This window comes from Pantoea sp. X-Soil-ISGK-421 (assembly GCF_059730785.1).
Genome location: NZ_AP035980.1, coordinates 757,170 through 783,814, shown reverse-complemented (window position 1 = coordinate 783,814; position 26,645 = coordinate 757,170). Strand labels below are relative to the sequence as shown.

Annotated in this window: 25 protein-coding genes and 2 pseudogenes; 9 read left to right on the top strand and 18 right to left on the bottom strand. The window is 53.6% G+C overall.

What is annotated here, in order from left to right; all coding sequences use genetic code 11:
- Positions 1 to 143 precede the first annotated feature (143 nt).
- Positions 144 to 1,067 (bottom strand): glutaminase B, encoded by a 924-nt coding sequence (glsB, locus tag AC6I8K_RS22260; protein WP_497827623.1) that lies wholly within the window; start codon positions 1,065 to 1,067, stop codon positions 144 to 146.
- A 145-nt stretch (positions 1,068 to 1,212) separates the two neighbouring features.
- Here glsB and AC6I8K_RS22255 point away from each other — a divergent pair, with 145 nt between their 5' ends.
- Together AC6I8K_RS22255 and AC6I8K_RS22250 are read left to right on the top strand one after the other, a co-directional pair.
- Positions 1,213 to 1,557, top strand: a complete 345-nt coding sequence (locus AC6I8K_RS22255; protein ID WP_483818194.1) for a cupin domain-containing protein — start codon at positions 1,213 to 1,215, stop codon at positions 1,555 to 1,557.
- An 82-nt stretch (positions 1,558 to 1,639) separates the two neighbouring features.
- Positions 1,640 to 2,104: a heme-degrading domain-containing protein gene (locus AC6I8K_RS22250; RefSeq protein WP_064739776.1), complete on the top strand. Its 465-nt coding sequence runs from the start codon at positions 1,640 to 1,642 to the stop codon at positions 2,102 to 2,104.
- Between the two features lie 55 nt (positions 2,105 to 2,159).
- On the opposite strand, the gene AC6I8K_RS22245 is transcribed toward AC6I8K_RS22250, so the two are convergent.
- The 5 genes from AC6I8K_RS22245 to AC6I8K_RS22225 all read right to left on the bottom strand — a co-directional run bounded on the left by AC6I8K_RS22245 (position 2,160) and on the right by AC6I8K_RS22225 (position 8,095).
- Complete coding sequence (locus AC6I8K_RS22245) at positions 2,160 to 3,473, bottom strand: cytochrome c (RefSeq protein WP_483818195.1); 1,314 nt, start codon at positions 3,471 to 3,473, stop codon at positions 2,160 to 2,162.
- Positions 3,474 to 3,475: 2 nt separating this feature from the next.
- Entirely contained in the window at positions 3,476 to 5,245 is a 1,770-nt protein-coding gene (locus AC6I8K_RS22240) for a GMC family oxidoreductase (protein ID WP_497827622.1), read from the bottom strand.
- A gap of 18 nt (positions 5,246 to 5,263) precedes the next feature.
- Positions 5,264 to 5,992, bottom strand: coding sequence for a gluconate 2-dehydrogenase subunit 3 family protein (locus AC6I8K_RS22235; protein ID WP_497827621.1), 729 nt, complete (start codon positions 5,990 to 5,992; stop codon positions 5,264 to 5,266).
- Positions 5,993 to 6,239: 247 nt separating this feature from the next.
- Entirely contained in the window at positions 6,240 to 7,064 is an 825-nt protein-coding gene (locus AC6I8K_RS22230) for a sugar phosphate isomerase/epimerase family protein (RefSeq protein WP_497827620.1), read from the bottom strand.
- A 17-nt stretch (positions 7,065 to 7,081) separates the two neighbouring features.
- Positions 7,082 to 8,095 (bottom strand): LacI family DNA-binding transcriptional regulator, encoded by a 1,014-nt coding sequence (locus AC6I8K_RS22225; RefSeq protein ID WP_483818199.1) that lies wholly within the window; start codon positions 8,093 to 8,095, stop codon positions 7,082 to 7,084.
- Positions 8,096 to 8,480: 385 nt separating this feature from the next.
- Between AC6I8K_RS22225 and AC6I8K_RS22220 the strand changes: the two are divergent.
- The 3 genes and pseudogenes from AC6I8K_RS22220 (at position 8,481) to AC6I8K_RS22210 (ending at position 10,091) form a co-directional block, all read left to right on the top strand.
- Positions 8,481 to 9,414, top strand: a pseudogene (locus tag AC6I8K_RS22220) (Gfo/Idh/MocA family oxidoreductase).
- A gap of 8 nt (positions 9,415 to 9,422) precedes the next feature.
- Positions 9,423 to 9,627: pseudogene (locus AC6I8K_RS22215) on the top strand (sugar phosphate isomerase/epimerase); the annotation flags it as partial.
- Between the two features lie 119 nt (positions 9,628 to 9,746).
- Positions 9,747 to 10,091, top strand: coding sequence for an ArsR/SmtB family transcription factor (locus AC6I8K_RS22210; protein WP_497827619.1), 345 nt, complete (start codon positions 9,747 to 9,749; stop codon positions 10,089 to 10,091).
- On the opposite strand, the gene AC6I8K_RS22205 is transcribed toward AC6I8K_RS22210, so the two are convergent.
- Entirely contained in the window at positions 10,084 to 11,274 is a 1,191-nt protein-coding gene (locus AC6I8K_RS22205) for a CynX/NimT family MFS transporter (protein WP_497827618.1), read from the bottom strand. The two genes, AC6I8K_RS22210 and AC6I8K_RS22205, sit on opposite strands and share 8 nt — an antisense overlap.
- A gap of 229 nt (positions 11,275 to 11,503) precedes the next feature.
- Between AC6I8K_RS22205 and AC6I8K_RS22200 the strand changes: the two genes are divergently transcribed.
- Positions 11,504 to 12,037: a sterol desaturase family protein gene (locus tag AC6I8K_RS22200; protein ID WP_483818202.1), complete on the top strand. Its 534-nt coding sequence runs from the start codon at positions 11,504 to 11,506 to the stop codon at positions 12,035 to 12,037.
- Here the strand turns inward: AC6I8K_RS22200 and crtB are convergent.
- From crtB to AC6I8K_RS22165, 7 genes are all read right to left on the bottom strand, one after another.
- Positions 11,976 to 12,905, bottom strand: coding sequence for a 15-cis-phytoene synthase CrtB (gene crtB / locus AC6I8K_RS22195; RefSeq protein ID WP_483818203.1), 930 nt, complete (start codon positions 12,903 to 12,905; stop codon positions 11,976 to 11,978). The genes AC6I8K_RS22200 and crtB overlap by 62 nt on opposite strands.
- Positions 12,902 to 14,383 (bottom strand): phytoene desaturase, encoded by a 1,482-nt coding sequence (locus AC6I8K_RS22190; protein WP_497827617.1) that lies wholly within the window; start codon positions 14,381 to 14,383, stop codon positions 12,902 to 12,904. The genes crtB and AC6I8K_RS22190 overlap by 4 nt, the downstream gene beginning before the upstream one ends.
- The gene (crtY, locus tag AC6I8K_RS22185; protein WP_497827616.1) at positions 14,380 to 15,546 is read right to left on the bottom strand and encodes a lycopene beta-cyclase CrtY; all 1,167 of its coding nucleotides are present in this window, start codon (positions 15,544 to 15,546) and stop codon (positions 14,380 to 14,382) included. The genes AC6I8K_RS22190 and crtY overlap by 4 nt, the downstream gene beginning before the upstream one ends.
- Positions 15,546 to 16,823 (bottom strand): glycosyltransferase, encoded by a 1,278-nt coding sequence (locus tag AC6I8K_RS22180; RefSeq protein WP_497827615.1) that lies wholly within the window; start codon positions 16,821 to 16,823, stop codon positions 15,546 to 15,548. The genes crtY and AC6I8K_RS22180 overlap by 1 nt, the downstream gene beginning before the upstream one ends.
- A gap of 14 nt (positions 16,824 to 16,837) precedes the next feature.
- Complete coding sequence (locus tag AC6I8K_RS22175; protein WP_483818207.1) at positions 16,838 to 17,740, bottom strand: polyprenyl synthetase family protein; 903 nt, start codon at positions 17,738 to 17,740, stop codon at positions 16,838 to 16,840.
- Positions 17,741 to 18,348: 608 nt separating this feature from the next.
- Positions 18,349 to 19,149, bottom strand: coding sequence for a 3-methyl-2-oxobutanoate hydroxymethyltransferase (panB, locus tag AC6I8K_RS22170; protein ID WP_483818208.1), 801 nt, complete (start codon positions 19,147 to 19,149; stop codon positions 18,349 to 18,351).
- 9 nt (positions 19,150 to 19,158) lie between these two features.
- Positions 19,159 to 19,773: a LysE family translocator gene (locus AC6I8K_RS22165; protein ID WP_497827614.1), complete on the bottom strand. Its 615-nt coding sequence runs from the start codon at positions 19,771 to 19,773 to the stop codon at positions 19,159 to 19,161.
- Between the two features lie 231 nt (positions 19,774 to 20,004).
- On the opposite strand from AC6I8K_RS22165, the gene AC6I8K_RS22160 reads away from it, so the two are divergent.
- Positions 20,005 to 20,457 (top strand): Lrp/AsnC family transcriptional regulator, encoded by a 453-nt coding sequence (locus tag AC6I8K_RS22160; protein WP_497827613.1) that lies wholly within the window; start codon positions 20,005 to 20,007, stop codon positions 20,455 to 20,457.
- 36 nt (positions 20,458 to 20,493) lie between these two features.
- Here AC6I8K_RS22160 and AC6I8K_RS22155 read toward each other — a convergent pair whose 3' ends face one another.
- The 4 genes from AC6I8K_RS22155 to otnK all read right to left on the bottom strand — a co-directional run bounded on the left by AC6I8K_RS22155 (position 20,494) and on the right by otnK (position 24,524).
- Positions 20,494 to 21,237 carry a DeoR/GlpR family DNA-binding transcription regulator gene (locus tag AC6I8K_RS22155; protein ID WP_483818211.1) on the bottom strand — a complete coding sequence of 248 codons (744 nt, stop codon included), beginning with the start codon at positions 21,235 to 21,237 and terminating at the stop codon, positions 20,494 to 20,496.
- An 11-nt stretch (positions 21,238 to 21,248) separates the two neighbouring features.
- Positions 21,249 to 22,550: an SLC13 family permease gene (locus AC6I8K_RS22150; RefSeq protein ID WP_007886552.1), complete on the bottom strand. Its 1,302-nt coding sequence runs from the start codon at positions 22,548 to 22,550 to the stop codon at positions 21,249 to 21,251.
- Between the two features lie 82 nt (positions 22,551 to 22,632).
- Positions 22,633 to 23,271, bottom strand: coding sequence for a 3-oxo-tetronate 4-phosphate decarboxylase (gene otnC, locus AC6I8K_RS22145; protein ID WP_180822941.1), 639 nt, complete (start codon positions 23,269 to 23,271; stop codon positions 22,633 to 22,635).
- Positions 23,268 to 24,524, bottom strand: a complete 1,257-nt coding sequence (gene otnK, locus AC6I8K_RS22140) for a 3-oxo-tetronate kinase (protein ID WP_091003534.1) — start codon at positions 24,522 to 24,524, stop codon at positions 23,268 to 23,270. Before otnK ends, otnC begins: the two co-directional genes overlap by 4 nt.
- 327 nt (positions 24,525 to 24,851) lie before the next feature.
- Here otnK and AC6I8K_RS22135 point away from each other — a divergent pair, with 327 nt between their 5' ends.
- Both AC6I8K_RS22135 and AC6I8K_RS22130 read left to right on the top strand, forming a co-directional pair.
- Entirely contained in the window at positions 24,852 to 25,922 is a 1,071-nt protein-coding gene (locus tag AC6I8K_RS22135; protein WP_007886555.1) for an isocitrate/isopropylmalate dehydrogenase family protein, read from the top strand.
- Between the two features lie 56 nt (positions 25,923 to 25,978).
- Positions 25,979 to 26,635, top strand: coding sequence for an aspartate/glutamate racemase family protein (locus AC6I8K_RS22130; protein WP_007886556.1), 657 nt, complete (start codon positions 25,979 to 25,981; stop codon positions 26,633 to 26,635).
- Positions 26,636 to 26,645: the final 10 nt, after the last annotated feature.

Sequence of the window (26,645 nt, the reverse complement as noted above, 5' to 3'; positions counted from 1 at the left end):
GGCCACGGCATGAATGGCGGAATGCCTGTCAGTTAAGCGCCGAATCAAATCAGCGCACATTCCGGAGCGGCGCGATTTGTCGCGCAATGAATTGCGCCGCTACGGCTTGTGCGGTGAATGAAAGCCCGATCTGCCAGAGAACGTCAAAAAATCGACCTTCCTAGCCGCTCGGTGAGTTTTTCCAGCAGCGCCGTGCCCGCTAAGGAGTTGCCTGAGTGATCCAGCGCGGGCGACCAAACGGCAATACTCATGTCGCCTGGGATCACTGCAACAATGCCGCCGCCGACGCCCGACTTCGCTGGCATGCCCACGCGCCAGGCGAATTCCCCGGCACCATCGTACATGCCGCTGGTCATCATCAGCGCATTGACCTGGCGCGCCTGACGCGGTGAAATCACTGCTGATTCATCATCCTGAGTACGGCCATGATTAGCGAGATAGAGGAAGGTCCGCGCCAACTCTTCGCAGCTCATCGCTAATGAACAGTAATGAAAATAGGTTTCCATCACTTTGCTAACGTCATTATGGAAGTTGCCGAAAGATTTCATCAGCCAGGCAATCGCGGCGTTGCGGGCTGAATGCTCGTATTCGGAACGCGCCACTACGCGGTCATAATTGATGTCATTTTGCTGCGCCAGACGACGCACAATTTCCAGCATGCGCTGGCGCGGTGCTGTCAGGCGGCTTTCCAGTAGGTCGCACATCACCAGCGCACCGGCATTGATAAACGGATTGCGCGGTTTGCCGTGTTCGAGCTCCAGCTGCACCAGCGAGTTAAACGCCTGGCCGGACGGCTCTTTGCCAACGCGCTGCCAGATCTCGCCATCTTCATATAAGGTCAGCGCCACGCTGAGCGACAACACTTTCGAAATCGATTGGATGGAGAAGCGCGTCGCGGCATCGCCAGCCTGAAAACAGCATCCGTCAGGCGTGCAAATGGCGATGCCGAGTTGATCGGCATCCACGTCGGCCAGCGCCGGAATATAATCCGCCACTTTACCTTGTTGGGTGAGTGGGCGAACTTCGCTAACAATCTCTTCAAGCAATGCATTACTGAGTTCCGACACCTTCACGCTCCATGCAGCCAATGGTGGCCAGGATAATGGAGATTTGCATGCGGTGCGTCAATCCGCGGCGCGAAATTCTGTGAGGCTTTTGGATGAAGCCTGCGTTACATTTCAAGCTGATTTCATTAAATGTCGAGCCCGCGCGATGATAAGCAACCTGTTTCGCGATTTACCCGCCCAGCAAGGCAGTGCAGAGAGTTTTGAAGCGCTGCTGACGCAGCCCAATCTACATATCGAACGCATCGTTTCAACCGGACAAACCAGTCCACCCGATTTCTGGTACTGTCAGACCCAAGGTGAATGGGTGATCGTTTTACAAGGATCGGCAGGATTGCAGCTGGAAGGGGAAGTGCAGGAGCGTCTCTTGCAGGTCGGCGATTTTTTGGCGATTCCTGCCGGCTGCCGCCATCGCGTCAACTGGACTGACAGCAGCGGCCCAACGGTTTGGCTTGCAGTGCATTACGGCGCGATCCCGGTTAGCGCAATCTAAAGTGAGAACCTCATCACAAGCGAAAGATATATTTCATGTTATAAAATATGGAAAATTAATTTCAAATTGAGAGGATTCTATCATGTCATCGCTCCCGTCCCTTGAAACCCTGCTGCAGCAGGAAGCTGAACACCGTTTACCACAGTTTGATTTCGATTTAGCGTGGCAAATTGGTCAAAGCATCCAGCAGCGCGCGCGTGAAGACAATGCGCCTGTGGCTATCGAAGTCTATGCATTTGGGCAGGTGCTGTTTATGGCTTCGTTGCCAGGATCCGCCCCAGAAAACCTGGAATGGATGCGTCGCAAGCGCAATACCGTGTTGCTGACTGGCCACTCTTCCCTGTATATGGGGCTTTTTAATGAGCAAAAGGGCGAGCGTATGGCAAAGCAGGGCTATACTCGCCAGGAAGATTACACCGATCACGGTGGCTCCTTCCCGCTGCTGACTTCTCAGGGCGCGATCATCGGAGCAGTCACTATCAGCGGTTTACCGTCTGAAGACGATCATGCATTAGCGCTGTGGGGGATTACTCAGCTGCTGCGTTGATCCAGGATACCGATAAAAAGGTCGCCATGAATGGCGACTCTACAGTTAACAAACGCTATTTCATCGCCGGGACTTTCAGCTTATCGCCCACGCCGGTGGTTTTACGCAGATCGGCGACTTGGCTGGCTTTCACTTCAGCAGCCTGATTACCCCACGAATTCCTCACGTAGTTCAGCACATCGGCCATCTCCTGATCGTTGAGTTTCCAGGAAAATGCCGGCATGCCTGCGGACGTTGGGCGGCCTTCGGTATGTGGCGCGCGGGCGCCATCCAACAGCGCGTGGATCATGTTAGTCGGATCGTTCTGCATCGCGCCATTGCCCGCAAAGGCGGGCACCATGCCGGTGATACCCTCACCTGACAGACCGTGGCACGCCGAGCAATCCACTTCATAACGCAGTGCAGCCTGATCGTTACGCGCTTTATCCATCACAAATCCAGCGGCTTGCGGTGTGGAAGAGGCCGGTAAGCTACGCAGATAGGTGGCGATGGATTGCAAATCGCGATCGTTGAAGTACTGCGTGGAGTGTTCAACCGCTTCCGCCATCGGGCCCGCCGCCACGCTTTCACCATTAGAGCCGGTTTTCAGGTAATCAGCGATCTGCGTATCACTCCATTTGCCAATGCCCGCATGCGGGTTTGGCGTAATATCCGGCGCGTACCAGCTACCCAAATTGCCACCTTGTAGATACTGGCTGCCGATCTCGCCGCCCAGCGCGTTGCGCGCGGTGTGACAGACGCTACAGTGTGCCGGACCATCAACGATGTATTTGCCGCGATTCCACTCATCGTTCTGTGCGGTTTGTGGCTTAAACGCATTGTTATCGAAGAACAACAGGTTCCAACCGGCCATCGCCAGACGAATGTTGTACGGGAAGTTCATGCCCGCATTCTCATCGACGGCGTTGTGCACTGGCTTCTGCGCCGAGAAGTAGGCCCAGAGATCGTGCATATCGCCATCGCTCATCTGGGTGTAGGCGGTATAAGGCATCGCTGGATAGAGGAATCCGTGTTCGCCGCGCCCCTGACGCACCGCGTTGAAGAAGTCGCGCTCGGTCATTTTGCCAATCCCGGTTGCACGGTCAGGCGAAATGTTTGAGGTCTCAAGCGCGCCAAACGGCGTATCGATTTTGTAGCCGCCGGAGAAATCGGCATTGTGGCAGGCGGCGCAGTCCGCCAGGCGCATCACATATTCCCCGCGCTTTATGGCATCGGCGTCATTGGAGTGAAAATCAGCCAATTGCACTTTATTGTCGGCCACATTGGAGCGGGCGCTATCCAATACCACCCATAAACGTCCAGACGCCGCGATGCCCGCAATTACCGCCAGCGCGGCGAGCGTATAAGTGATCTTCTTTGCTTTCGCCATGATTACGCCCCCACCAGCGGTGCCGGATTATGGATGTATTTCTGGTGGATTGCCTGCGCAGCGCGCTCGGCCAGCGCACCGATGGTGATGGTGGGGTTATAACCGCCGTTGTTCGGGAAGGCGGATGCACCGACCACAAACAGGTTATGCGCGTCCCAGCTTTGCAGATACGGATTGAGCGCAGAGGTACTGGGATCGGCGCCCATCACCGCGCCACCAATGGTGTGCGAGCTGTGCTGCTGGTAAGGATTCCAGCTTTTCTCCGCCTGGTTATCCACCACGATATGCTGGCCGCCCATCTCTTTCATAATGTTGATGGCGCGGTCAGTGACATATTTCGCCATGCGCACATCGTTCTGGTTCCAGTCGAAGGTGGTGCGGATCAATGGCTGACCGTGACGGTCTTTATAGTTGGGATCGAGATCGAGATAGGCTTCGCGCATCGGCATTGAGGTACCCTGACAGAAGATGGTGCCGGCGGTTTGATAATCGCGCTTGTAGCCCGCTTTCCACTCGCTGCCCCAGCGTTTAGTGCCTGGACGCAGGCCGTTCATGTTCTGAATTGGACGACCATTGGTGGAGAAGCCCATAATGCCTGCGCCGCCGATGAAATCGAGATCGCTGTGGTCGAAGTTATCGCCGTTGAAGTCATCAATCTGGACCGCCAATGCGCCGCCACCGATGAACGGATTCATGTATTCGTTATCAAAGAATCCGGTGACGCTGGAGCAGGTTTGATAGTTGTAGTTACGGCCAATGGTGCCGCGACCGGTCAGCGGATTGTATTGCTCACCGATGCCGGAGAGCAGCATCAGGCGCACGTTATCCATCTGATAAGCGGTGATGCAGACGATATCCGCCGGCTGGAAGCCTTCCACGCCATCCTGGGTGATAAATTTTACGCCTTTCACCGTTTTACCGTCGTCATGCTTCACGGCGTGCAGCACTTCGGTTTCGGTCAGCAACGTGAAGTTTGGACGGCGCATCAGCACTGGCAGAATGCACGCTTGCGGCGATGACTTGGAGAAGTTGCCGCAGCCGTGAAAGTCGCAGAAGCCGCAATAAGTACACGGACCCATGCTGACGCCGAGCGGATTCACATACGCCTGCGACAGATTACCGGCAGGCACCGTGAACGGGTGATAACCCATGTTCTCGGTGGTTTTGCGATACTTGCTCATCCAGTGCGTATCTTTTAGCGGCGGGGTAGGATAGTCGCGCGATCGCGGGCCTTCGAAGATATTACCGCCTTTTTGCGGCTTACCATTGAGATTGCCCGCGATACCGGACGTGCCGGCAATGCGCTCGAAGCGATCGTAAAATGGTGCCATTTCGTCGTAGGTCACGCCCCAATCCTGCAGCTGCAAACCCTGCATTTTCTTCGCGCCATAGCGTTCACGAGTTTGCTTCGCCACTTCAAAATCCCACGGCGTAAAGCGCCATGACATGCCTGCCCAGTGCGTGCCTGCGCCGCCGACATTCCAGCCAAACTGAAACGCTGACCAATTGCGTACCGGTGCCGCCAGCTGATCGCTGCGGTTGCGGAAGGTGGTGGTTTCCACGCTCATCGGTTGCAGGATTTTGCGGCGTGTGTGGAAGCGCAGCTCATCGGCATCAATGGCGACCGGGAAATCGGTCGAGGTATCGCGCCAGGCACCGCGTTCGATGGCGACCACGTTGAGCCCCGCACGGGTCAACTCTTCCGCCATCACCGAACCGGCCCAACCTAAGCCGACGATCACCACGTCAGCCTTATTTCGTACTAATGACATTGACTCAGCTCCGGCTATTTAATCGTTAGGAATCAGACTGACGGGAATAAGCGCCAGATTTTCATTGCGGCGTTCGATATAAGGGCGATAGTCATAGCGTGCGCCAGGAAAACCGATCATTTTCCAGCCGACCATATTTTTATTTCCGCCATAAATCGGATCCGCTAAATAGCTTTCACGTGCGTTTTGCAGCATTAATTCAAACAGCGCCTGGCTATTCACGTCTTTTCCTAAATCGATCTTGCCGTCTTCCATCGCGGTCAGGAATGCATCGATCTGTTCAGCTGATAAGGTATGCAATGATGCCTGATGCTGTTGCTGCGCCCACTTTTCCAGCGCGGCTAAGCCGGTTAAATAACGCGCTTTCGGCGGCGTGAGAAATTGCGGGCTGCCCATTAAGGCGGCTTCATTGTCCGGATGGAGAGGCGCCTGCAAATAGAGCGCCGCGCCGGAGCCATAATCACCTGCTAACTGGTTATCAAGGAACTCAATCGCGCCCGCTTCACTGGCGGACGGGCCAAGGTCATCGGCGGGGATCAGACGATCAAAAATGGCTGCCAGATTCTGGCGATCCAGCGGATTAGTGAGCACCTGATAACCGTCTTGCCACGCGGGTTGCGGCAGATGATCGGTGCTGAGTTTGGTTTCCAGCGGGACATTGTGCAGCTCTTTCGCCCTCAGTTGCGGCGCGACGGCGAGCGAGGCCACAATGCCACTGAGCGAAAAAAGTGCTTCTCTTCGGTTCATACTATTTATCCCTTAAACTTCAACAGATGTATATTGACAGAGCACGACGTTCAGATATTTCAGACGCAATGACAGCGCGCTAAATAGCGCGCAGGCGCTAGCGATGAAACTGCGTTCGTTATTATTTGTTCTCAGAGGTAGGTAAATATGAGGTCACCATAAATGGCGACCCGAAAAAATATGCTGTAGGGTCGCCATTTATGGTGACCGTATTCGCGGGAAACCCGGTTATCGGGCTCCCTTTATGTTAATGAATGTATTTATTCATATCTTCATAGCAGTGACGAGAAATACCCCACAGGTCGTCTTCCCAGTTTTCCGGGCTTAATAATTCCGGTGACCAAACGCCGTCGTAACCTGTAGCTTTAACCGCCGCCACCCAGGCGGCAATATCCACTTCGCCTTCGCCTGGTGCATAGTCGCGCTGTACCCACTCATCCCAGGCTTCGCCTGGTTTGGCCGCGCGGCCGTCGCAGAAATGAACGCCGTAAATCAGTTCTTTATTCATGCGCGCCACTTCGGCAGGCGTGGTGCCGCCGCCGGCATGCAGGTGCCAGAAATCCACCACGACACCGAGATTGTCTTTGCCGCTCTGTTTAATCAAATCAAGCGCGTGTTGCAGCGAATTGAACGCGGTGAAGGCGACAACTTCAATCTGGAATTTGATGCCGTGCGGTGCGCCGATATCAGCAATGGCGGAAATATTCTCAATCAGGATGGTATCTCGCTCGGCGGCGGAAAGATGATCGAGTTCGGTCAGCGCCATGATTTGCACCACCGGACAACGCAGCTCAACTGCGGCCTGGCAGATTTTTTCCGCTTCGCGCAGCAATTCGGCTCGCGCTTCCGGCTCATGGCGGCCAATGCGTTTCAGCGCATTGATACAGGTAATATCGACGCTGTATTTCGCCATCAGATCGCGGTAGGTGCTGTAGCTGCCACCGTTATCCAGATAGCGATACAGATGTTCTGGCAGGATTTCTAGCCCGCTAAAGCCTGTCTCATGGGCGATGCGTAACTGAGTGACGGCATTGCTGTACCAAACAGACACGCCATGCAACGACAACTTCATCTCTCCTCCTTGTTACCTCACGGCTTCAGGTGAGAGCGTCGAATACGCAATTCTCCCTGAGACCAAACGCCACCCGGAGTGGCACGTTCATCAATCAGCCGATTTAGGGCTTCAGTGACGATCAAATCAATACGCTGGCTAAAGGTGGTGAGCTGCCAGCTGGGCAAGCTGGCTTCGTCGATGTCATCGAAACCTACTACCGCCATAAATTTGTTGCCTGCACCTTCGCGCAGTGCCGCCAGCGCGCCGAGCGCCAGCACATCGTTTTCGCAAAACAGCGCTTCAACCCGCTGATCGGGCGCTTGTGCGTTAAGATACTCAGTCAACACCGCGTAGCTGCGTTCGCGGGCGTATTCACCGGCGGTGAGCAACACTTCCAACACTAAGCCCGCTTCGCTCAGCGCAAGTTGTAAACCGTCTAAACGCAGCGTGTGATGGCTGCTGGTGGCTGGACCCATCATGTAACCAATGCGCGTATATCCTTGCGCAAGCAGCAGTTCACCCAGCTGTTTGCCCGCCTGTAACCCGTCGATATTTACCACTTCAATACCGGGTTCGTCGTTGTTACGACACACCTGTACCAGCGGAATGTGGTGCATTTCACGCGCGACGGCGATCAACTCCTCACTCAGCAGCGTACCGAGAAATAGCATGCCATCGACCTGCAATTGATCGGCTAGCGACAGCACTGCGTGATAGTTTTCACCGCTACCAATATTCAGCAGCAGCGCCATGTAGCCGCGCTGCTGCAGCTGGCGAGTGACGGTGTCGAGCATCAGCATCGAGTGCGGATTTTTTAGCTCGTCGATCACTACGCCGATAATCTGTGTCTTCTTCTGCGATAGGCTGCGTGCCAGCAGGTTAGGGCGGTAACCCAATTCAGTGGCAATCGCTATTACGCGTTCGCGCGCTTTTTCGGAAATTGACGCGCCAGGTGTGAAGGCGCGCGATACCGTCCATTTCGAAACGCCAGCCAGTCTTGCCACATCGCTGGCGGTGGCTTTGTGAGATTTTGCGGTTGGTTTACTCATAGCACCTGCATAGGGGGAAAAGCGGAGACCCCCAGCATTGAACGTGAAACCCAACGGAAAATAAACACCTAAGCGCCCGCAATTGGCGTAAAGCGCGACAAATAACCCTGCTTTTATGATGTTGCGATTATGTTTGATCTTTGCACCCGATTGCAACGTTTTTTGCAATCGGGTGCATTTCATTAACTTATTGCGATCGATTTCGCTGATTTGCACGTTGCTACATTGACTACAAAGTCGTCCCCGCTCACATTTCGCTCACCGCAACGCAGCCTAAAGCCATTTTAGCTATCACAAGTAAGCCATTTTGCACTCAGGTGCAAAATAAAGAAAAGTTGCTATGCTCATCGGTGAAAAGAGTATCCCACGCCCACTGCGCTGAGCCATGATCAGTGGCGGTCGTCTCAGCCAGGCTGGTTATAAACACCGTTACGGTGCGCTGCGTGATGCCTCCGCGTATCTGATGGTGGCCAGCGCCTTTGGTATTAACGCCGAGCGTGGCCGCGATTTCGGTATCAACTTAAGACTTAACGCGGAGCGCTGTAACGCCACTTATCAGCAGCTGCTGGCCGAAGAGGCGAAGCGTGAGGATAGCGTTGAAGTCATGTCCATCGTCACGCTAAACGGCACCCATTCTGAGCTCACCAAAGCGGCATTTAACGCCGGAATTCACGTGATTTGTGAAAAGCCGCTGTTCTTCACCATTGCCGAAGCGCTGGAAATCGAGACGCTTGCGGCGGCAAAGGGGCCGATCGTTGGCGTGACCTACGGTTTCTCCGGCCATCCGCTGCTGATGCAAATGCGTGCGATGATCGCCAATGGCGAAATTGGTGATGTGCGCATGGTGGAGCGGCAATACACGCCCGGCTTCAGCGCCAATGATAGCGCCGTTAAATGCAGCGAAGCGCAAAATGGCGCGTCGATCAAAAAATCGGCGGTCCGTCGTTTGTACCAGGCGACATATCCACGCATACCTTCTACATCTCCCAGCTGGAGTGGAGCGACTAAAACCCCGGCAAGTTGAAGTACGAAGTGCAGGGTCAACCGAATCAGATCATGCAACACGGCATGCCGTACCAGTAAGAAAGCGCGCTGATGGATGAACGTTTGGGCGCGCTGCACACCGTAGGTCGGGCGAAATCCTGGGTCACAGCTATCTGAAATTTGTCATTGCCATTCACGCCACCCAACAGGGCGACCCGAAAATGCCCGAAAACCTGATTTATCCCGATATTAACGCCGGGATTGAAGGTGTGCGTTGGATCGAAAACTGCGTACATTTTGCGGACAACGGCGCGAGCTGGGTTAACTACGAATAATGATTGCCATGAAACTTTCGTTTTGTACCGATAGCCTCGGTCATTTGCCGTTTGAACAGATGCTGGATAAATTGCTGGAACTGAGTGTTTACGGCGTGGAGATGGCGACCGCGGCTGGTCACCGGCACCGCATCTGCGTAGCGAAGAATTGCTCCGCAGCGTCAACAGTTGTTGCAAGCGCTGGGGAGTCGAGGCATGTCGATTGCGGCGCTGAAGCAAACCCTTAGTCAATAATGTCAAATCCACGGCGGGTAACCGCTCGTGGTGTTCTGTACATTGTACCTCGACTGCCTGATAATTCGGGGTTCCTACCCACAATGAAGAGGCACGCCATGCTGGAGAATCACCCGCAGCGCGATGAAATCAGGCTGGAGAATGTGCTGGCGGCGTTGGGCAACCCGATGCGCATGACGGTGATCAGCATTCTGGCGGACGGCGGCGAACATACCTGCGGATCGCTGCTGAAAGGCGTATCCAAATCCACCTTGACCCATCACTGGCGCGTGCTGCGCGAGGGTGGCATCATCTGGCAAAAACCGTCCGGCCGAGAAAATCTACTGTCACTCCGACGCGCCGATCTCGATGCGCGTTTTCCGGGTTTGCTCGATTCGCTGTTAAGCGCCACTCAACAAGATGTCTTGACCCGCATGACGTTGGATGATTTCCAGGTTAAATAACCCGCGCACGACCCGCCAGCGTAGCTACCACCATCTGCAAACCCGCAATCACTAAGAGCAGCATCAGCGGCCACTGCCAGTTACCGCTGACATCATGCAGCAGGCCAAAACAGAGCGGGCCAAGTGCGGCTAATCCATAGCCAACACACTGCGCCATGCCCGACAACTTCGCTGCCTGCTGATGATCCTGGCTGCGCAGATTAAACAGCGACAGGCAAATCACCATTGATGCGCCAGCGCCCAATCCCGCCAGAATCAGCCACAGCAGCGCGTAGTTCGGCGCCATTAGCAGACCCGCGACGGCCACAAAGATCGACAGCGAGGCGATAAAACCAATCACGCGCTGATCGCGCATCTTTCTTAGCGCGCTCATGCAGGCCAGATTCGAAACGATGGCGACAATCTGATAGACAAATAGCATGCCGCCCGCCTCTAACTGACTCATTCCGCTGTCTTGCGCGAAAGGCGTGAACCAGCCAATCAAGGTGTAGAACACCAGCGACTGACAGGCCATGAACAGCGAAACCTGCCAGCCTAAGGCGGCGCGCCACGGCGAACGCGTGACTTTGCTGGTGGCGATATGTTTTACCTGAGAGGCGGGTTTTTTCAGATACGGCAGCCAGGCGAAAAGCGCAACAATCGCTGGCACCAGCCACACCGCTAACGAGAGGCGCCAGCCCGCGCTGCTCAACTCCGCCAGCGGCACTACCACACCCGACGCAATACTGGCGGTGATCGCCATGGTCATCGCATACAAGCCAACATAGCGCGCAGTGTGTTCGGTAAAGTCACGCTTAATCAGCGGTGGCAGAAGCACGTTGGCGGCCGCAATACCCGAGCTCAGGATGATCGTGCCGGCCCACAACGCATTCTCACTGCCGCTGATACGCAGCAACGATCCCAGCGTAATCAGCAGCAATGCGCCCCACAAACTCCGCTCCAGACCAAAGCGATTGCCGAACCACGCTGCGGGCGGCGCAAGCGTGGCAAACATCAGTAACGGTAAGAAGTTAATCACGCCCGCGGCGCTGGCGCTCAGGCCAAACGTCTGACGGATGTTTTCCAGCACCGGGCCGACCGCGGTAATAGGCGTGCGTAAGTTGGCCGCCGTCAGCAGCAACAAGAACAGGAAAAAACCAGAACGACGCAGGGCAGGATTCGCAGAAAAAGCGGTATGGGTCATATTTTCGCACCATAGCAATGAGGCAGACCGAGTCTGCTTATGGTGCGTTGGTTGACGTTAACGCTTACGCAGCGGTGATTGACCGCTGAAAGGAGGGCAATACTAACCAGTGAGTAGGAAGATGTAAAGTCAGCGGATTACTGCGTGCGGACTTATTCATTTTGTAGCTTGCGCCATCGGTCATCCGCGTCCACCTTTAGTGTTTCCCTTTTCCACAAATGGACGAACAATGCTCTGGTTATGGAATGCGCTTATCTTGCTGGCAACCGTGGTGGTGATGGAAATCGTCGCGGCGCTCTCGCATAAATACATCATGCACGGTTGGGGGTGGGGCTGGCATTTGTCGCACCATGAACCGCACAGCGGCAAGTTTGAGCTTAACGATCTTTATGCGGTGGTGTTTGCCGTGCTGGCCATTGTGCTGATCTATGTCGGCGTACAGGGCTTGTGGCCGCTGCAGTGGATTGGCGCTGGGATGACCACCTACGGCGCGCTCTATTTCATGGTACACGATGGACTGGTGCATCAGCGCTGGCCATTCCGCTACATTCCGCGCAAAGGCTATCTCAAACGCCTGTACATGGCGCACCGCATGCATCATGCGGTGCGGGGGCGTGAAGGCTGCGTCTCATTTGGTTTTCTCTACGCGCCGTCGCTTAATAAGCTGCAAGCTACGCTGCGCCAGCGTCACGGGCGAAAAATCAACGCGGACGCTGCCACAGACCAGCCGGACGCAGCTCAGGACGAGCCACCCGTGAAGTGATCGCCAGACCGGCGCCTTTCACCAGCAGCGCCAGTTTCTCGCCTTTACTGGTTCGTTGGCGCGTATCCCATGCGTGCGCGCCAGCGTGCTGCACCTTCACCCCAATTTCGCGGTAAACGCCGCGTGCCGTGGCGATCGCCCATGCTGAACGCAGCGGCAAACCTGGTAAGCCGGATCGCGCCGAGTGATAATAGGGTTCCGCTTCCGCCACTAAACGCGCGGCCAACGCGGCCAGCGCTGCACGATGTTCCGGTGCCGTGAGCATATCGGCACGTAATCCCGCCTGATCCAGCCAGGATTGCGGCAGATAGCAGCGCCCATTCTCGGCATCTTCTACAATGTCGCGTGCAATATTGGTGAGCTGAAAGGCCAGTCCCAAATCGCAGGCGTGATCGAGTACCGCTTCATCACGCACGCCCATCACGCGCGCCATCATCAAACCCACCACGCCGGCGACGTGATAGCAGTAACGCAGCGTGTCATCAAAACTGGCATAGTGTTCGTCGCGCGCATCCATGGCGAAACCTTCCAGATGATCAAAGGCCAGCTGTTGCGGAAGCTGGTGGATGAGCGCCACTTCCTGAAACGCCTTAAACGCCGGTTCATCCATATGCGCGCCACTGTAGGCGCGCCGGGTTTCAATCTGCAGATGCTGCATGCGTGCCTGAGCATCTTCAACAGCATGCTGCGTGCCGCCTTCGCCCAGCGTTTGCCCATCAATCACATCGTCGCAGTGACGACACCAGGCATACAGCATCAGCGTGCTGCGCCGCGTCGGCGCATCAAATAACTTTGCTGCGGTGGCAAAACTTTTCGAGCCTACCGCCATAGTTTGCGTTACTTGCTCAAGTAAGGGCGGTCGATTCATTCGGCGCGATCCTCCAGCATTAGCTGAGCGGTGGCTTTGGCCGAACCGATCACGCCGGGCACGCCTGCGCCCGGATGGGTGCCCGCACCCACCAGATAGAGATTGCTGATGTCGGCATCTCGGTTATGTGGTCGGAACCAGGCGCTTTGCGTCAAAATGGGCTCCAGCGAAAATGCCGAACCGTGATGGGCATGCAGCGTGTCGCGAAAATCAAACGGCGTAAACATTCTGTGTGTGACTAATTGCTGACGTAATCCCGGCATGTAGTGCTGCTCCAGATAAGCAAAAATGCGATCGCGCAAGCGCGGTCCTTCCTGTTGCCAGTCGATGTCAGCGGTGCCGAGATGCGGCACCGGTGCTAACACATAAAAGCTGCCGCAGCCGGGCGGTGCCAGCGACGGATCGCTGCTGCAGGGCGCGTGCAGATACAGCGAGAAATCCTCTGCCAGCTGGCTGCTGTTAAAAATCTCATCAATCAACTCGCGATAACGCGGACCAAAACACACGGTGTGATGCGCCAGCTGTTCATGCGGCTGGTTCAGGCCAAAGTAGAGGACAAACAGCGAGTTGCTCATGCGCTTACGCTTGAGCGATGTCGCACGTTTAGCCGCCAAAGGATGTTCACGCAGCAGTTTGTCGTAGGTATGCACCACATCGGCGTTCGAGGCCACCGCAGCAGCATCGAAGCGTCGTCCGTCCGTCAGCTGGACGCCGCTGATGCGATTGCCGCTGGTTTCCAACTGGCTCACTTCCGCATTCAGCAGCAACTCGCCACCAAGATCCTCAAACAGCCGCGCCATGCCATTCACCAGCGCACCGGTGCCGCCGCGTGGAAACCACACGCCCCATTCACGCTCCAGCGCATGAATTAAGGTATAGATCGATGAGGTTGCAAAAGGATTACCGCCCACCAGCAATGAGTGGAAGGAAAACGCCTGACGCAGGTGATCGTCCTGAATAAATTTCGCCACCATGCTGTAGACGCTGCGCCAGGCCTGCAATCGACCCAATTGCGGCGCCACGCGCAGCATGTCGCGCACCTGCAAAAACGGCACCGTACCCAGTTTCAGGTAACCCTCTTTGAACACCTCGCGCGAATAGGCAAGAAACCGGCGATAGCCTTCCACATCTTGCGGATTGAATGTGGCGATCTGCTGCTCCAGCAGTGGCTGATTGTTGTCGTAATCGAGCTGTTTGCCATCTTCCCAGCACAGGCGATAGAAAGGCGTCACCGGCATCAGCTCGACGTAATTGCTGAGCGATTTTCCCGCCAGCGTAAACAACTCTTCGATGGCACTGGGATCGGTGATCACCGTTGGCCCGGCATCAAAGGTAAAACCTTCATCCTCAAAGACATAGGCGCGTCCGCCAGGTTTATCGCGCTGCTCGAGTAAGGTGGTTGGCATGCCTGCTGCTTGCAGACGAATCGCCAGCGCCAGGCCGCCAAAGCCTGCGCCAATCACATAAGTGCGTTTCATTTTTTCTTCCCTGGTTCGACAGTATTCATCAGCGCGCGCAGCGCTTCACCTAATGGCACTGGCGGTTTGCCGCACAGAATCCGTGCTTTATCGCTCAGGCGCAGTTGCCCGGCGTAAAAGCGGCTTATTAACCCGGCATTGAGCCGGTAAAAACGTTGCATCACGCGCCAGCGCTGCTGTGGCTTTCCGGCCAAAAACAGCATGCGGTTTAACAGTCGGAAAAAGCGCTGCTCGCGCCACTGCTGACGAGCGAAGTGTTCAATGTGTTGACTGAGTGTGCTGGCATCGGTGGGCAACCGGGTTGCCACGAGTTCTGCCAGCGCGACGGCGGATGGCAAGGAGTAACCGGTGGTGGCATGAAACAGCCCAGCGCGCAGGCCACTGCACGGTTGACCGCGCAGCTGTTGCCAGAACGGGTCAATATTGCCGTCTAAGGTAATCGGTAAGATGCCGTGCTCTTCACGCAATAGCGTGCTCAGCGTCCAGCCTTGTTGTTGGGCATAGTCCGCAATGTGCTGGCGCGTGGTGTTCTCCGCCAACGTGGGGTGATTCACATAATGCGTGTCTTCAATCAGTAATCGATCGGCGCTGAGTGGCAGCGTGTAAACAAACCGATAGCCCGCTTGCTGATCGACGGTGGCATCCATCAGGATCGGCTGCTGTAGGCCGTGTGGCTGCGCCAGCTGCCACTCTTGTCCAAGAAACACCTGATAACCCAGCTGCAGATGCGGCGTAGCCTGCAAACCGCGGCCATCGATTACCACCTGCGCATCAAGTTGACGTCCATCTGCCAGCGTCACTTGCGTGGGCTTTACCTGTTCTACGGCGGCGTCGGTCCACAGATCGTCACCCATCGCAGCGTATAGATGTTGGGCAAAATCGCCTGACGCGATTGAACAATAATCCCCATACAAATTGCGACGCAGGTTGGGAAAACGCACCTGATAACCGGGCCAGCGCGCGGTTATCAGCGGTTGCAACCAGCGCAACTGTTCGGCGCTGAGATCGCTGTGATGAAATGACCAGGTATGATTGCCCGCCGGATGTGCGTGGCTCTCGAGCAACAGGCATTTCAGCTGCGGCTGCAGTTGACGCAGGCGCAGCGCGATCAAACCATTCGCCAGTCCGGCGCCGACCAAAATTACATCATAAGGCGCTGGCATCAGGTGGCCTCCGCCAGCACAACTTGCTGCTGACACAACGCCTGTTCGACGATGTCGGCGGCACGCTGGCAACCGCCTGCGCGCTGTAACTGCGCCTGAATGGCTGACATCCTTACCTCGTAGCGATCGTCGTTCAACAGCTGGTGTAAATGATGCGCGAGTTGATGAACACGGCTGAAGCGCGACGCGCGCCGTCCGACGCCATGCCACTCAATGCGTGCCGCCACGCCAGGCTGATCAAAAGCAATGGGCAGCGCCAGCATCGGCGTGCCGCATTCCAGTGCTTCCAGCGCGCTGTTCAGTCCCGCATGGGTGATAAACAGCTGAGCGTGGTGCAAAGCGGCGCGTTGATCGACGAAATCCGTCACCCACGCAGCGCCAGCGAGTTCAAGTTGATGTGCTTGTTCAGCGTTCAATCCACCGCAATGCGCGACCACCAGCGACAGCTGCTGCTTGCGGCATGCCTGCGCCAGATGCAGAAACAGGCGGAAACGATGCCCCTGGAGCGTACCCAGCGAGGCATAAACCACCGGCTGGCGCAGCGACGGCCAGGGCGCATTAAGGGGTACGGGCGAAACCGGGGCGCGCAGTGGCCCAACGGCGTGATAGCAGGCGGGTAGCTGCTGACGCGGAAAATCAAAGGCCGGCACCATCTGGCTTATTTGTGCCAGCGGCGACAGGCATTGATGCAATCCGCGGCGCGCCGTCAAATTAAACGCCCGCGCGTGTTTGAGGATGACCTCGCCGTGACGACGCATGATGCGATCATAGATATCGCTGCTGGCCTGAAAACGCTTCAGCGCTTTCTCATCCTGCGCAAAACGGAAAGGCATAACAGCCAGCGGAATACCGGCTTCGCGATTGACCGGCAAGGCGCAGGCCACGGAGACAAACGGCAGGCGCAGCGCTTCAGCGACTAAACCGCCAGCCGCTTCCATCTCATCGGCGATTACGCCATCAATATCCAACGATTTGAGTACCGCAGGCAGTTCGCGGCACAGCATATCGGTGCAAGCCGCAAGGTCGTTAATCACCCGAAACAGTGAAAGGCCGCCTGGTGAGGCCAGTCGGTGCAGCACCGGCGCCAGCGAGCCGGCGGGATGCGTCTGCTGGCCCACGGCAACAAATTGGATGCGTTCATCGCTGAGCAAGGTCCGAGCGTCGGCCTGCTGAATGAAGGTGATGCGGTGTCCGCGCGCCAGCAACGTTTGTGCTAACGCCTGCAACGCCTGAAAGTGGCTGTAAAGCGGCGGCGCAATCACCGCGAAGTGGCCCACCGGCTGAACCGCGCTCAGTTGAACATCGCTAGCTGTTGATTAAACAGCGCGTGCATATATTGGCGAGTAGCGATACCGCGATGGCAGGCGCAGGCAAGATGCGCATCGGCGCTGAGTAGGTGGTCGCGCAGACGACGTTCAGCATTGTCAGCACCGAGCATCTGTACCAGCGTGGATTTGCCCTGATCCTGATCGACATCTTTACCGGTGTGTTTACAGCCGTCGGTGAGGTCGTCGAGCAATTGAAAAGCCTGGCCTAAATCCTGAGCGAAAAAGCTGAGACGTTGCCGCACCTGCGGTGAAGCGTTAGCGGCAATCGCTGCCATTTGCAACGTGGCGCGAAACAGCACACTGGTTTTGAGTTCGTTGGTCAGCGCAATCGCTTCCGGGCTGCGGCTCTGCGCGCCGTCGTGCAGATCCTGAAATTGTCCTTGCACCAAACCTTGCAGGCCAACGGCGGCGGAGAGTTCGGCAATCGCTTCAGATTTATGCATGGCAGGCAAATCGGGTGCAATGGCAATCACTTCAAATGCACGACTGAGCAGCGCGACGGCGGCGAGGATCGCCACATTTTCACCAAACTCGCGGTGTACGGTAGGGCGACCACGGCGCATCTGTGCGTTATCCATGGAGGGAATGTCATCCAGAATCAGCGATGCCGCGTGTACCATTTCGACCGCACAGGCAAGATCGAGGATACCATTTTGTGTTAGCTCGCAACCCATATCGCGCGCCGCCAACATCAGTAATAAAGGACGGATGCGTTTACCCTGCGCCAGCGTACCGGCCCGCATTGCGGCACGCACGCGATCGCTTTGCTGTCCAGCAGGCAATAAATGTTCAAGGTGTGCCTGTAAAGTTTGCTGTAGCTGAAGGAGTTCGCTGGCCTGATGCGCTGTGTCGACACGGGTGGTCATAATGGCTATCCATGGTTGGTGAAATTTTTATGCTTTTTGATTAACCGTAGACTGCGTAAGGTGAGTTCGCCAGCGAGTGCCTTATGTTTCATGGTAAACCCCGAAGTGTATAAGATTCGCCTAATGCTGTGGTGCTAAGATGGATGTTGAAATGTTGTTTATTAAAAGTATTTTTTGTTTAGCTTAGTTCGACTCTCATTCGGTGACTGCACTTCATAACTACAATGATCTACTTGAAAACGCATTAAAAACTCAATTATGGGTAGCTTGAGCCTTCCGGCTTCGAAGGAAATTGAGGACGCTTTACGCGGCGGCTCGCAACTTAGCTATCTACCAAGTTGGAAACGTAAAGAGTATTCATTCAGGATGTGCGCTACGACAGGGGGAAAGATCCTGTCTAATAACGTACAGGGTGCCACGTTGAATCGCCACGGGAACGGGGTCACTCTCACTTGTCATGATATATCGAGAAAATTTGGCCATTGAATTACAGAACTTCACCCGCCTGATTGGCTGGTGAAGTAGGAGAATTTTAAGGCTAAGCAATTTTTCAAAACTGATTTATAAGTCTGGCACTCAACGGTGATTTTTATTCAGCACCATCGTGCTCATTCAGCATAACAATGTTCAGCAGCAGGAAACGTTTTGGTTTTAACCGCAGCAACATAGCTTTGAATAGCATGCTGAATGCTGTCATGGCCCGTCATAAAGTTGCGGACAAATTTAGGCGCGCGCCCTGTGATACTCAGTCCCAGCATGTCGTGTAAAACCAGCACCTGGCCATCAGTATCTACCCCAGCCCCAATACCGATTACCGGGATGGCAACCGCTGCACTGAGTGCTTTGCCTACGGAAGAAGGGACCGCTTCAACCAAAATCATTGCTGCACCGGCGGCTTCAAGCTTAACGGCTGCATCGATAAGCCCTTTGGCCTGTTCTGGTCCACGACCCTGAACTTTAAACCCGCCAAACACATTGACCGATTGCGGCGTTAAACCAATATGTGCGCAGACAGGAATGCCATTGCGGGTTAACTGACGCACCGATTCACACAACCATTCGCCACCTTCCAGTTTCACCATTTGCGCTCCCGCCTGCATCAGACGGCCTGAACTTTGCAAAGCCTGATCTGGGGTGGCGTAGGTCATAAAGGAAAGGTCGGCGATGATAAAGCTGCCGGTGTTACCGCGTTTTACGCTGGCAGTGTGATAAACCATGTCCTCAATGGTGACAGGAAGGGTACTGTCGTGGCCCTGCAGAATCATACCGAGCGTATCGCCGATAAGCAGCATATCGACGCCAGCCTGGCTGGACTCGTGGGCAAAAGTCGCATCGTAGCAGGTCAACATGGCAATTTTTTCGCCGTTTTTCTTCATCTTCTGCAGATGGGTCAGGGTGATCTCTGGCATCTCAATGTCTCATCTAAATGATTCTGTCAGTAATAGCGCTGCGATGATGATCATCAGAGCGCCGGAAATTTGGCTGACGAGGCGTGCAGCCCTTGGCCGGGTTTGTAACACGGCTTTCGATCCGAAGCCCACTATCAGGTAAACCACAGCACAGCTTACGACATGCACCATACCCAATGCGGCCATTTGTAAGGAGAGCGGCCATGTGCCATGCGGATCGGTGAATTGTGGCAACAATGCCAAAAACAGCAGAAATACCTTTGGATTAAGACCACTTATGCAAAGCCCTTTTACAGCCCAACGCAACGCATTACCTTCGACCTGTCTTTCATCTGCAGTGGGAACGGCAGGATGACGCAGCATGCCTATTCCCAGCCAGATCAAATAGCAGTCGCCAGCTACGGTTAATCCTTTCATGAGCGTGGGCAGGTCTGCGACCACGGCTCCTACACCTGCGGCAACAATTAACGTTGCAATCAAGTGACCAGAGAGCAATCCGCAGACTGCGGGAATAACCCGGCCCCCGCGAATGCCTGCGGAGATGGCATAGGCCCAGTCTGCTCCAGGAGTAATGACAAATAGCACTGAAACGGCCCAAAACGCAGCAAAAAAACTCAGCGCCATCGTTACACCCCACTCGATGTATTAGTCATGCTGAGCACAGCGTCTTCGGGATGACTTAAAAAAATGATATTGCACACGATCTTCTACCTGATTAACGAAATAAACAGAATCTATCTTCAGATGCTGGGCGGCGTCGCACAGCATTAGCAGGTAGAAAGAATATCCTCAGCTGGTTAAAATGTGCTTTCAATATTAATGCGTAATGTCGCTGATAAGGGAATAATCTTGCCCATGGACCGAATCGACCGCAATATTCTTGCTGAGCTACAAGCTGATGGCCGTTTATCCGTAACTGAGCTTGCGGAGCGGGTAGGATTAAGCCTGTCACCTTGCCATCGCAGGGTAAAAGCGCTGGAGCAGAGTGGCGTCATTCAGGGATATCGTGCTCAGCTTGATCCTGCCTTCCTCGGATATAACTTCTCGGCGATTGTATTCGTGACGTTGCGTGATGGCGACCGTAAGGCCGTCAGTGCGTTTGAAGAGGCGGTGAAAGAACTTCCCCAAATTACGCTGGCACAACGCTTATTTGGCGATCCTGATTATCTTCTGCATATCACAACGCGTGATTTGCCCGCTTTTCAGCAGTTATATGATGAGAAACTTTCCGCTATGCCCGGCGTACAGAGGCTAACGTCGACCCTGGTGATGAAAACCGTCATTCAGGATCGGCCGTTGCCGCTGTAGGCCGGCTGCTAACTCGTTGTTTTGAGCATGACAATGCTATTTATTTGTAACCGGATGCAGCTTTAGCGGATCCATTCGTCTGCTCAAAATCACCTCCGAGGAAGGCAGGTCAGTAATGACCATGTCCATGTCGGTCAGTGAGAACATCTTGTACAGCGCGTTGCTGCCGTAAGTGTTGTTATCTGCCAGCATGATACATTTTCGCGCTGCGTTGATGATTGCACCATAGTAAGCCGCTCTGTACTCATCATGATGAAAAATGCCTTTATCACTCCATGATTCCGGTGCGATAAACGCCTTTTCAAAATTGAGACTCTGTAAGGTTTCAAGCGCAACGCGTTGATGAAAAGTATTATCATGACGGCTGAGTTTGCCACCAATAAAAAACAGGGCGGCGCTAGAGTGAGTCATAACATGCTGCGCAATGGCAAAGTCATTAGTGACTATGGTCATCTCATCGCTATAAGGAAAATACGTGGCCAACTCAAACGTCAATTTTCCGCCATCAAGATAAACCACTTTGCTATCACCTAAATAACGTAGCGCAGCACGGACCAGAGAATGAGCCCCGGGGCGTTCAACGGGCATACGTAGCGGGGTTTCACGTGATTTCACACCACCGCGCGTAGACATGATGACGCCACGCGCGCTGAGTTGTTCAATATCCCGCCGTATAGTCATCACCGTGACATCCAGCATATCTGCCAGCTCCCGCAGGCTGACAAAATGTTTGATGGATACCACCTCGAGTATCCGTTGATGACGCTCAGCGGGGATCATATCGCTCCTCATCAGACAGGAATAATGCCAAGAACGACAGCGGCCAACAGAGCACAGACACTCATGATCCAGATTTTCACCATGGAGTGACGGATATGCTCACCGACCTGGAGATTAAGCAGTCCTAACCCCAGATGCGTTGCCGGAATAACCGGACTAAGCAGCAAACCTATTTGTTCGGTAATGAGCATGGCGATGGTGACGTGCAGCGGGGAAACGTCAAAACTTTGCCCAAGGCCTACCGCGAGAGGAAGGAGTGCAAAATAGAACGCATCGGATCCAATCAAAATAACGATCGGTACGCTGAAAGCAGCCAGAATGATATAAAGATAAGGTCCTAAACTGGAAGGAAGTACCGCAGCGAGTTCATTTACTAATACTTTAATAATGCCAGTATTTTGCAATATGCCCACAAATACGCCAATCGTTAAGAAGATCACGATTACCGGGAAGATGGTTAACGCGTAATCTTTAATTTTCTGTTGTGCTTTTTTGGCATCCGGATAATTGATCATGACTGCCAGCGAGAATGCGATCATAAACAGGAAGTTACCCGCGACTAATCCAGAAACCAGAATCACAATGGTTGCAATCACCAGCACAAAGTTGGCGCGCAGCAGCCATGGATTATGGTCACCTTTGCTGGTTAGCATCTCCTCACGCATCACCAGGAAGGCCTCTTTGCTAATGCCAGAACCACTTTTATTTTCTACTCTGGCCATGTACCAGCAGAGAATAACGCCGAGAACAAACAGCACGACCTGCAGAGGAATGAGTTTGTAATAGACGTCAAGAATATCAAGATGGGTCACCGCAATGGCTCGGTTGAGTGAGCCTCCCCATGGGGTAATACCCGTTACGCCGACTCCAACGGTAACCAGCATCAGCAACGTTTTACGGCTGATGTTCATCTTTTCATACAGAGGTAACAATGCCGGAACGGTTACCAGCAGGGTTGCGTACGCATTACCATCGAGGCTACAGACTGAAGCTATGACCAATGTCGCAAGTAGAACAGAAAAGGTCGATTGTGTGACGAAACGCAGGATGAAACGCACAATCACGTCAAACACACCGGCTTCTTTCATCAGGGTAAAGAACATAGCGCTGAACGCGACTAGCGTCGCGGTGCCAACTACCGATTTCAGTCCTGAAGCGACATATTCGCCCAGTTCTTTAAAGCCAAATCCACAGACTAAAGCGGCTACCGTAGGTAAGATAATAAACAGCACACTGGGAGGGAACTTATTTTTCAATAAGCACCATGTCAGAATAACAAACATGACAATCCCGGTGATAAGCATCAAAGACATGACTTATCCTTTTAATTTTCAGAGTAGAAGATGTAAAAAAACGCTGCGCAGATAAATCTGCACAGCTTTACCATGGCAATATTTATTTCATATTGAAAAGCGTATTGAGCTCATCAATATTTTCATTAGTTAATGTTTTCATGCCATAGGGTTTGAGTACGAAATAGAGTTTTGCCGTTTCCTCTAACTCTTCTGCATTAAAAACCGCTTCACGGATATTTTTACCCGAAATAATGGGGCCATGGTTGGCGAGAAGAATTGAATTATGATCCTTAGCCAGTTTTTCAACATGTACAGCAATTTCTGGCGAGCCCGGCCGAATATAAGGCACCACCGGCAGTTTACCCACACGCATCACGTAGTAAGGAGTTATCGCCGGCAGTGCATTTTCATAGTCGAGATCGGGCAAGCAGGATAATGCGGTCAGCCAGGGGGAGTGCAAATGTACGATGCCGCCACAAGCAGGACGCTGACGGTACATTGCCAGGTGCATCAGCACTTCTTTAGACGCCTTATGACCCGAAACCAGCTCACCGGTCATCGTGACTTTACTCAATTCATCAGCATCAAGGTCGCCAAAACTGGAGTTCGTCGGCGTGGCGAGGATATGGCCATCAGGCAGTTTCAGGCTGATATTTCCAGCGCCACCGCTGCTGTAACCACGTTCAAACAGGGAGCGTGCGTAGCGCACTAAATCCTGACGATATTGGACTTCGCTCATTTCACACTCTCCTGCGCTTTTAAGAAGAAATCACTGTTACCAAAGTTGCCTGACTTGAGGATTACCCACTTTTCTTCATCTAATACCTGTGTCCAGGGTACACCAGGCGCGACAGCATCGCCGATCACCATGCCTTTAATATTGAGACCCTGTGATACCGCACCCGACGTTTCACCGCCAGCGACGATAAATTTGTTGAAACCTTCCTTGCTTAAATTGTGGGCAAGTGTGGCGAAGAAGCTTTCAATCTTCTCACTGACAAATTCTGCACCGTAGTTCTTCTGAATAATCTCGATAATCTGAGGCGGTTGCGTGGCATAGACCATCGGAGCCAACGCATCATTCTTTTGGGTCACCACCCAGCCCGTCACCGTCTGCAAGTACGTTGGTTCGTGAAGGATTTTTTCCACATCCAGTGCCAGTGAGGAGGCGCGCTGCTGATAAAAGTTCACCTGCTGGTTGGTCATGGAAGAGCAGCTGCCTGACAGGACAATGCTTGCCCCCTCTTTGCTGATAGCAAACGCAGGCTTATCAGCGGATTTATGCATCGTATCCAGTGCCGCAATGGCATAACCAATACCTGCTGCACCGGTGATAAGGACATAATCTGCGGTTTCACGCGCGACGGTTAACAGATCATTGTTATCCAGTACGTCACAGATAACATATTTGATCTTTTCCTCTGCCAGTTTGGCTAGGGCATCAGGAATGTCTTCTACATGATTTTTGATGGTGTCGAGATCGATGACTTCGCAGCGGCCGGTGGATTGCGCCTCCATCAATTTTTTTAGTGAAGACTCTCTCATCGGTGTGACTGGATGATGTTCCATCCCGCTTTGATTCAATAACTGGCCTTTCACAAACAGATGGCCTTGCAAAATGGTCCGTCCATTATCAGGTACTGCCGGGCAAATCAACGTGATTGGCGCATCCAGATTCTTCATCAGGGCATCGGTAACCGGACCAATGTTCCCCTCTTTTGTCGAGTCAAAGGTTGAGCAATATTTGAATAGCTGACGCTTACAGCCCTGTGACTTAAGCCAGTTTGATGCAGACAATGATTGTTCCACCGCCGTCTTGGTCAAAATCGAACGGCTTTTAAGGGCAATAACCACCGCATCGATGCCTTCCTGATCAAAAGCCTCAGCAGGAACGCCATTGAACAGCACCACTTTCCAGCCCGCATTCACCATGAAACTTGCAATGTCGGTGGCACCCGTAAAGTCATCCGCGATGACGCCCAACTTAATCATATGTGTTCCTCTAAAGCGGTAACAAATTGAGCTCATATTGCTTTTATGTAAATACAAGTGCAATCAGGCTTGGTGTTAATTTGTGCTTTAGATCACAAAATAAGGGGTTATGGTTAACAAATTGGTGTGAGTGGAATCTTTGAAGCGGCTGTTACAACGGGTAATAATCCTAAAGCTCGCAGGGCTTATCCATAACTTACTGAAAAAACGGAGGAATGTTGTAATGTGTTTTTTTTGTATCAGAAATGTGATCTCAATCACCTTGCCTTCAGTGCATTTATTGGTATAAAAATGCAATCGAAAACTGACCAACCATCTGGAGTATTTATGCGTATTTTGGTTCTGCCTTGTGACGGTATCGGCCCTGAGATCACTTCTGCTGCGGTAACTGTGCTGGAGTCACTGGATAAAGCGTATGGCCTGAACTTTGAGTTCGACTACGAAGACGTAGGTTTTAAAAGCCTGGAGTTACACGGCACTACGCTGCGCCAGGAATCACTCGACCGCGCCAAAACGTATGACGGCATTATTCTGGGTACCCAGTCCCACGCGGATTATCCAGCACCGGAAAAAGGCGGCCGTAACGTTTCTGCTGGCTTCCGCATTGGTCTGGATCTCTATGCTAACGTCCGTCCTGCGCGCACTCGTCCTTTCCTGACGTCTAATATGAAGGAAGGCAAATCCATGGATTTGGTGATCATGCGTGAAGCGACGGAAGGGTTCTATCCAGACCGCAACATGACTCGCGGCTGGGGTGAAGTGATGCCAAGCCCGGATATGGCGCTGTCTACCCGTAAAATTACCCGTCATTGCTCTGAGCGTATTGCTCGCAAAGCCTTCGAGCTGGCGATGCAGCGTCGTAAAAAAGTGACCGCAATTCATAAAGCTAACAGCTTCCATATGACGGATGGCCTGTTCCTTGAAGCCGTACGTCACGTGGCAAAAGAGTTCCCTGAAGTTGAGCTGGACGATCTGTTAGTTGATGCGTCAACCGCTCACCTGGTGCGTAACCCAGAGCGTTTCGACGTACTGGTTGCCACTAACTTCTATGGTGACATCATCAGCGACCTGGCGAGTGAATTGTCAGGCAGCCTTGGCCTGGCCGGTTCAATTATGGCCAGTGATACTCATTGCTGCGCGCAGGCTCAGCATGGATCAGCTCCGGATATTCAGAATCAGGACAAGGCGAACCCGGTGTCGATGATTCTGTCGGTTGCCATGATGCTGCAATGGTACGCAGAGAAGCACAACCAGCCAAAATTCCTGAAAGCGGCGGAAGAGATCAGCCGTGCCGTTGATGAAGTGCTGGAAAACCCAGAAACCCGCACGCCGGACCTGGGTGGCAAATGTGGTACTAAAGCCTTTGCTGACAAAGTGGCTGCTTCTATTCGCGCCTGATTAAACGTCATGAGGTTGCCGCACTTTAGCGGCAGCCTGCTTTCATGGAGCCGAAGATGAATCAACGTATTGTTTTAATCCACGCGACTCCACTGGCGGTTGAGCCGATAAACCAGGCTTTTGCCGATCAGTGGCCAGAGGCTGAAATCAGTAACTTGCTGGATGACGCGTTAAGTGTGGATCGTCGTAAGGTGACGATGTTGACCGATCGTCTGTTTCAACGGATCGATTCACTGGTGAACTATGCTGCCAACATTGATGCTGGTGCAGTGTTGTTTACCTGCTCGGCATTTGGTGAAGCGATTGACGCCAGCGCAGCGAAAAATACCATGCCGGTGCTTAAGCCAAACGAAGCCATGTTTGAAGCGGCTTTAGCTAAGGGTAAACATATCGTCATGCTGGCAACGTTTGCTCCCGCCGTCGCCGGGATGGAAGCGGAATTTCATGAACTGGTACGTAAAGGTTATCGTGACGCCACGTTAACCAGCGTTCTGGTTGAAGGGGCGCGTGATGCTCTCGAGCAAGGTGATGCCGAGCGCCACAACCAGCTCATTGTTCAGGCTGCTCGTGAACATACTGAGGCTGATGCCATCCTTCTTGCGCACTTCTCGATGGCCATTGCCTGGGAGCAGGCTCAGTCAGCAGTGAACTGTCCGGTATTGAGCAGTCCGCATGCAGCCGTTTCAAAACTGAAAATATTAATGGCTCATTAATTAAGTCAGT

Bases quoted from the DNA above. Each gene is read 5' to 3' on its own strand.
- AC6I8K_RS22150 (WP_007886552.1), bottom strand. From the start codon at position 22,550: ATGTCTTTGATGCTTATCACCGGGATTGTCATGTTTGTTATTCTGACA.
- AC6I8K_RS22165 (WP_497827614.1), bottom strand. From the start codon at position 19,773: ATGGCGCTGAGTTTTTTTGCTGCGTTTTGGGCCGTTTCAGTGCTATTT.
- AC6I8K_RS22130 (WP_007886556.1), top strand. From the start codon at position 25,979: ATGAATCAACGTATTGTTTTAATCCACGCGACTCCACTGGCGGTTGAG.
- otnK (WP_091003534.1), bottom strand. From the start codon at position 24,524: ATGATTAAGTTGGGCGTCATCGCGGATGACTTTACGGGTGCCACCGAC.
- AC6I8K_RS22250 (WP_064739776.1), top strand. From the start codon at position 1,640: ATGTCATCGCTCCCGTCCCTTGAAACCCTGCTGCAGCAGGAAGCTGAA.
- AC6I8K_RS22155 (WP_483818211.1), bottom strand. From the start codon at position 21,237: ATGATCCCCGCTGAGCGTCATCAACGGATACTCGAGGTGGTATCCATC.
- AC6I8K_RS22160 (WP_497827613.1), top strand. From the start codon at position 20,005: ATGGACCGAATCGACCGCAATATTCTTGCTGAGCTACAAGCTGATGGC.
- AC6I8K_RS22230 (WP_497827620.1), bottom strand. From the start codon at position 7,064: ATGAAGTTGTCGTTGCATGGCGTGTCTGTTTGGTACAGCAATGCCGTC.
- AC6I8K_RS22225 (WP_483818199.1), bottom strand. From the start codon at position 8,095: ATGAGTAAACCAACCGCAAAATCTCACAAAGCCACCGCCAGCGATGTG.
- AC6I8K_RS22200 (WP_483818202.1), top strand. From the start codon at position 11,504: ATGCTCTGGTTATGGAATGCGCTTATCTTGCTGGCAACCGTGGTGGTG.
- AC6I8K_RS22175 (WP_483818207.1), bottom strand. From the start codon at position 17,740: ATGACCACCCGTGTCGACACAGCGCATCAGGCCAGCGAACTCCTTCAG.
- AC6I8K_RS22205 (WP_497827618.1), bottom strand. From the start codon at position 11,274: ATGACCCATACCGCTTTTTCTGCGAATCCTGCCCTGCGTCGTTCTGGT.
- AC6I8K_RS22245 (WP_483818195.1), bottom strand. From the start codon at position 3,473: ATGGCGAAAGCAAAGAAGATCACTTATACGCTCGCCGCGCTGGCGGTA.
- AC6I8K_RS22190 (WP_497827617.1), bottom strand. From the start codon at position 14,383: ATGAAACGCACTTATGTGATTGGCGCAGGCTTTGGCGGCCTGGCGCTG.
- AC6I8K_RS22240 (WP_497827622.1), bottom strand. From the start codon at position 5,245: ATGTCATTAGTACGAAATAAGGCTGACGTGGTGATCGTCGGCTTAGGT.
- otnC (WP_180822941.1), bottom strand. From the start codon at position 23,271: ATGAGCGAAGTCCAATATCGTCAGGATTTAGTGCGCTACGCACGCTCC.
- panB (WP_483818208.1), bottom strand. From the start codon at position 19,149: ATGCCAGAGATCACCCTGACCCATCTGCAGAAGATGAAGAAAAACGGC.
- AC6I8K_RS22210 (WP_497827619.1), top strand. From the start codon at position 9,747: ATGCTGGAGAATCACCCGCAGCGCGATGAAATCAGGCTGGAGAATGTG.
- crtY (WP_497827616.1), bottom strand. From the start codon at position 15,546: ATGCCAGCGCCTTATGATGTAATTTTGGTCGGCGCCGGACTGGCGAAT.
- crtB (WP_483818203.1), bottom strand. From the start codon at position 12,905: ATGAATCGACCGCCCTTACTTGAGCAAGTAACGCAAACTATGGCGGTA.
- AC6I8K_RS22135 (WP_007886555.1), top strand. From the start codon at position 24,852: ATGCGTATTTTGGTTCTGCCTTGTGACGGTATCGGCCCTGAGATCACT.
- AC6I8K_RS22235 (WP_497827621.1), bottom strand. From the start codon at position 5,992: ATGAACCGAAGAGAAGCACTTTTTTCGCTCAGTGGCATTGTGGCCTCG.
- AC6I8K_RS22255 (WP_483818194.1), top strand. From the start codon at position 1,213: ATGATAAGCAACCTGTTTCGCGATTTACCCGCCCAGCAAGGCAGTGCA.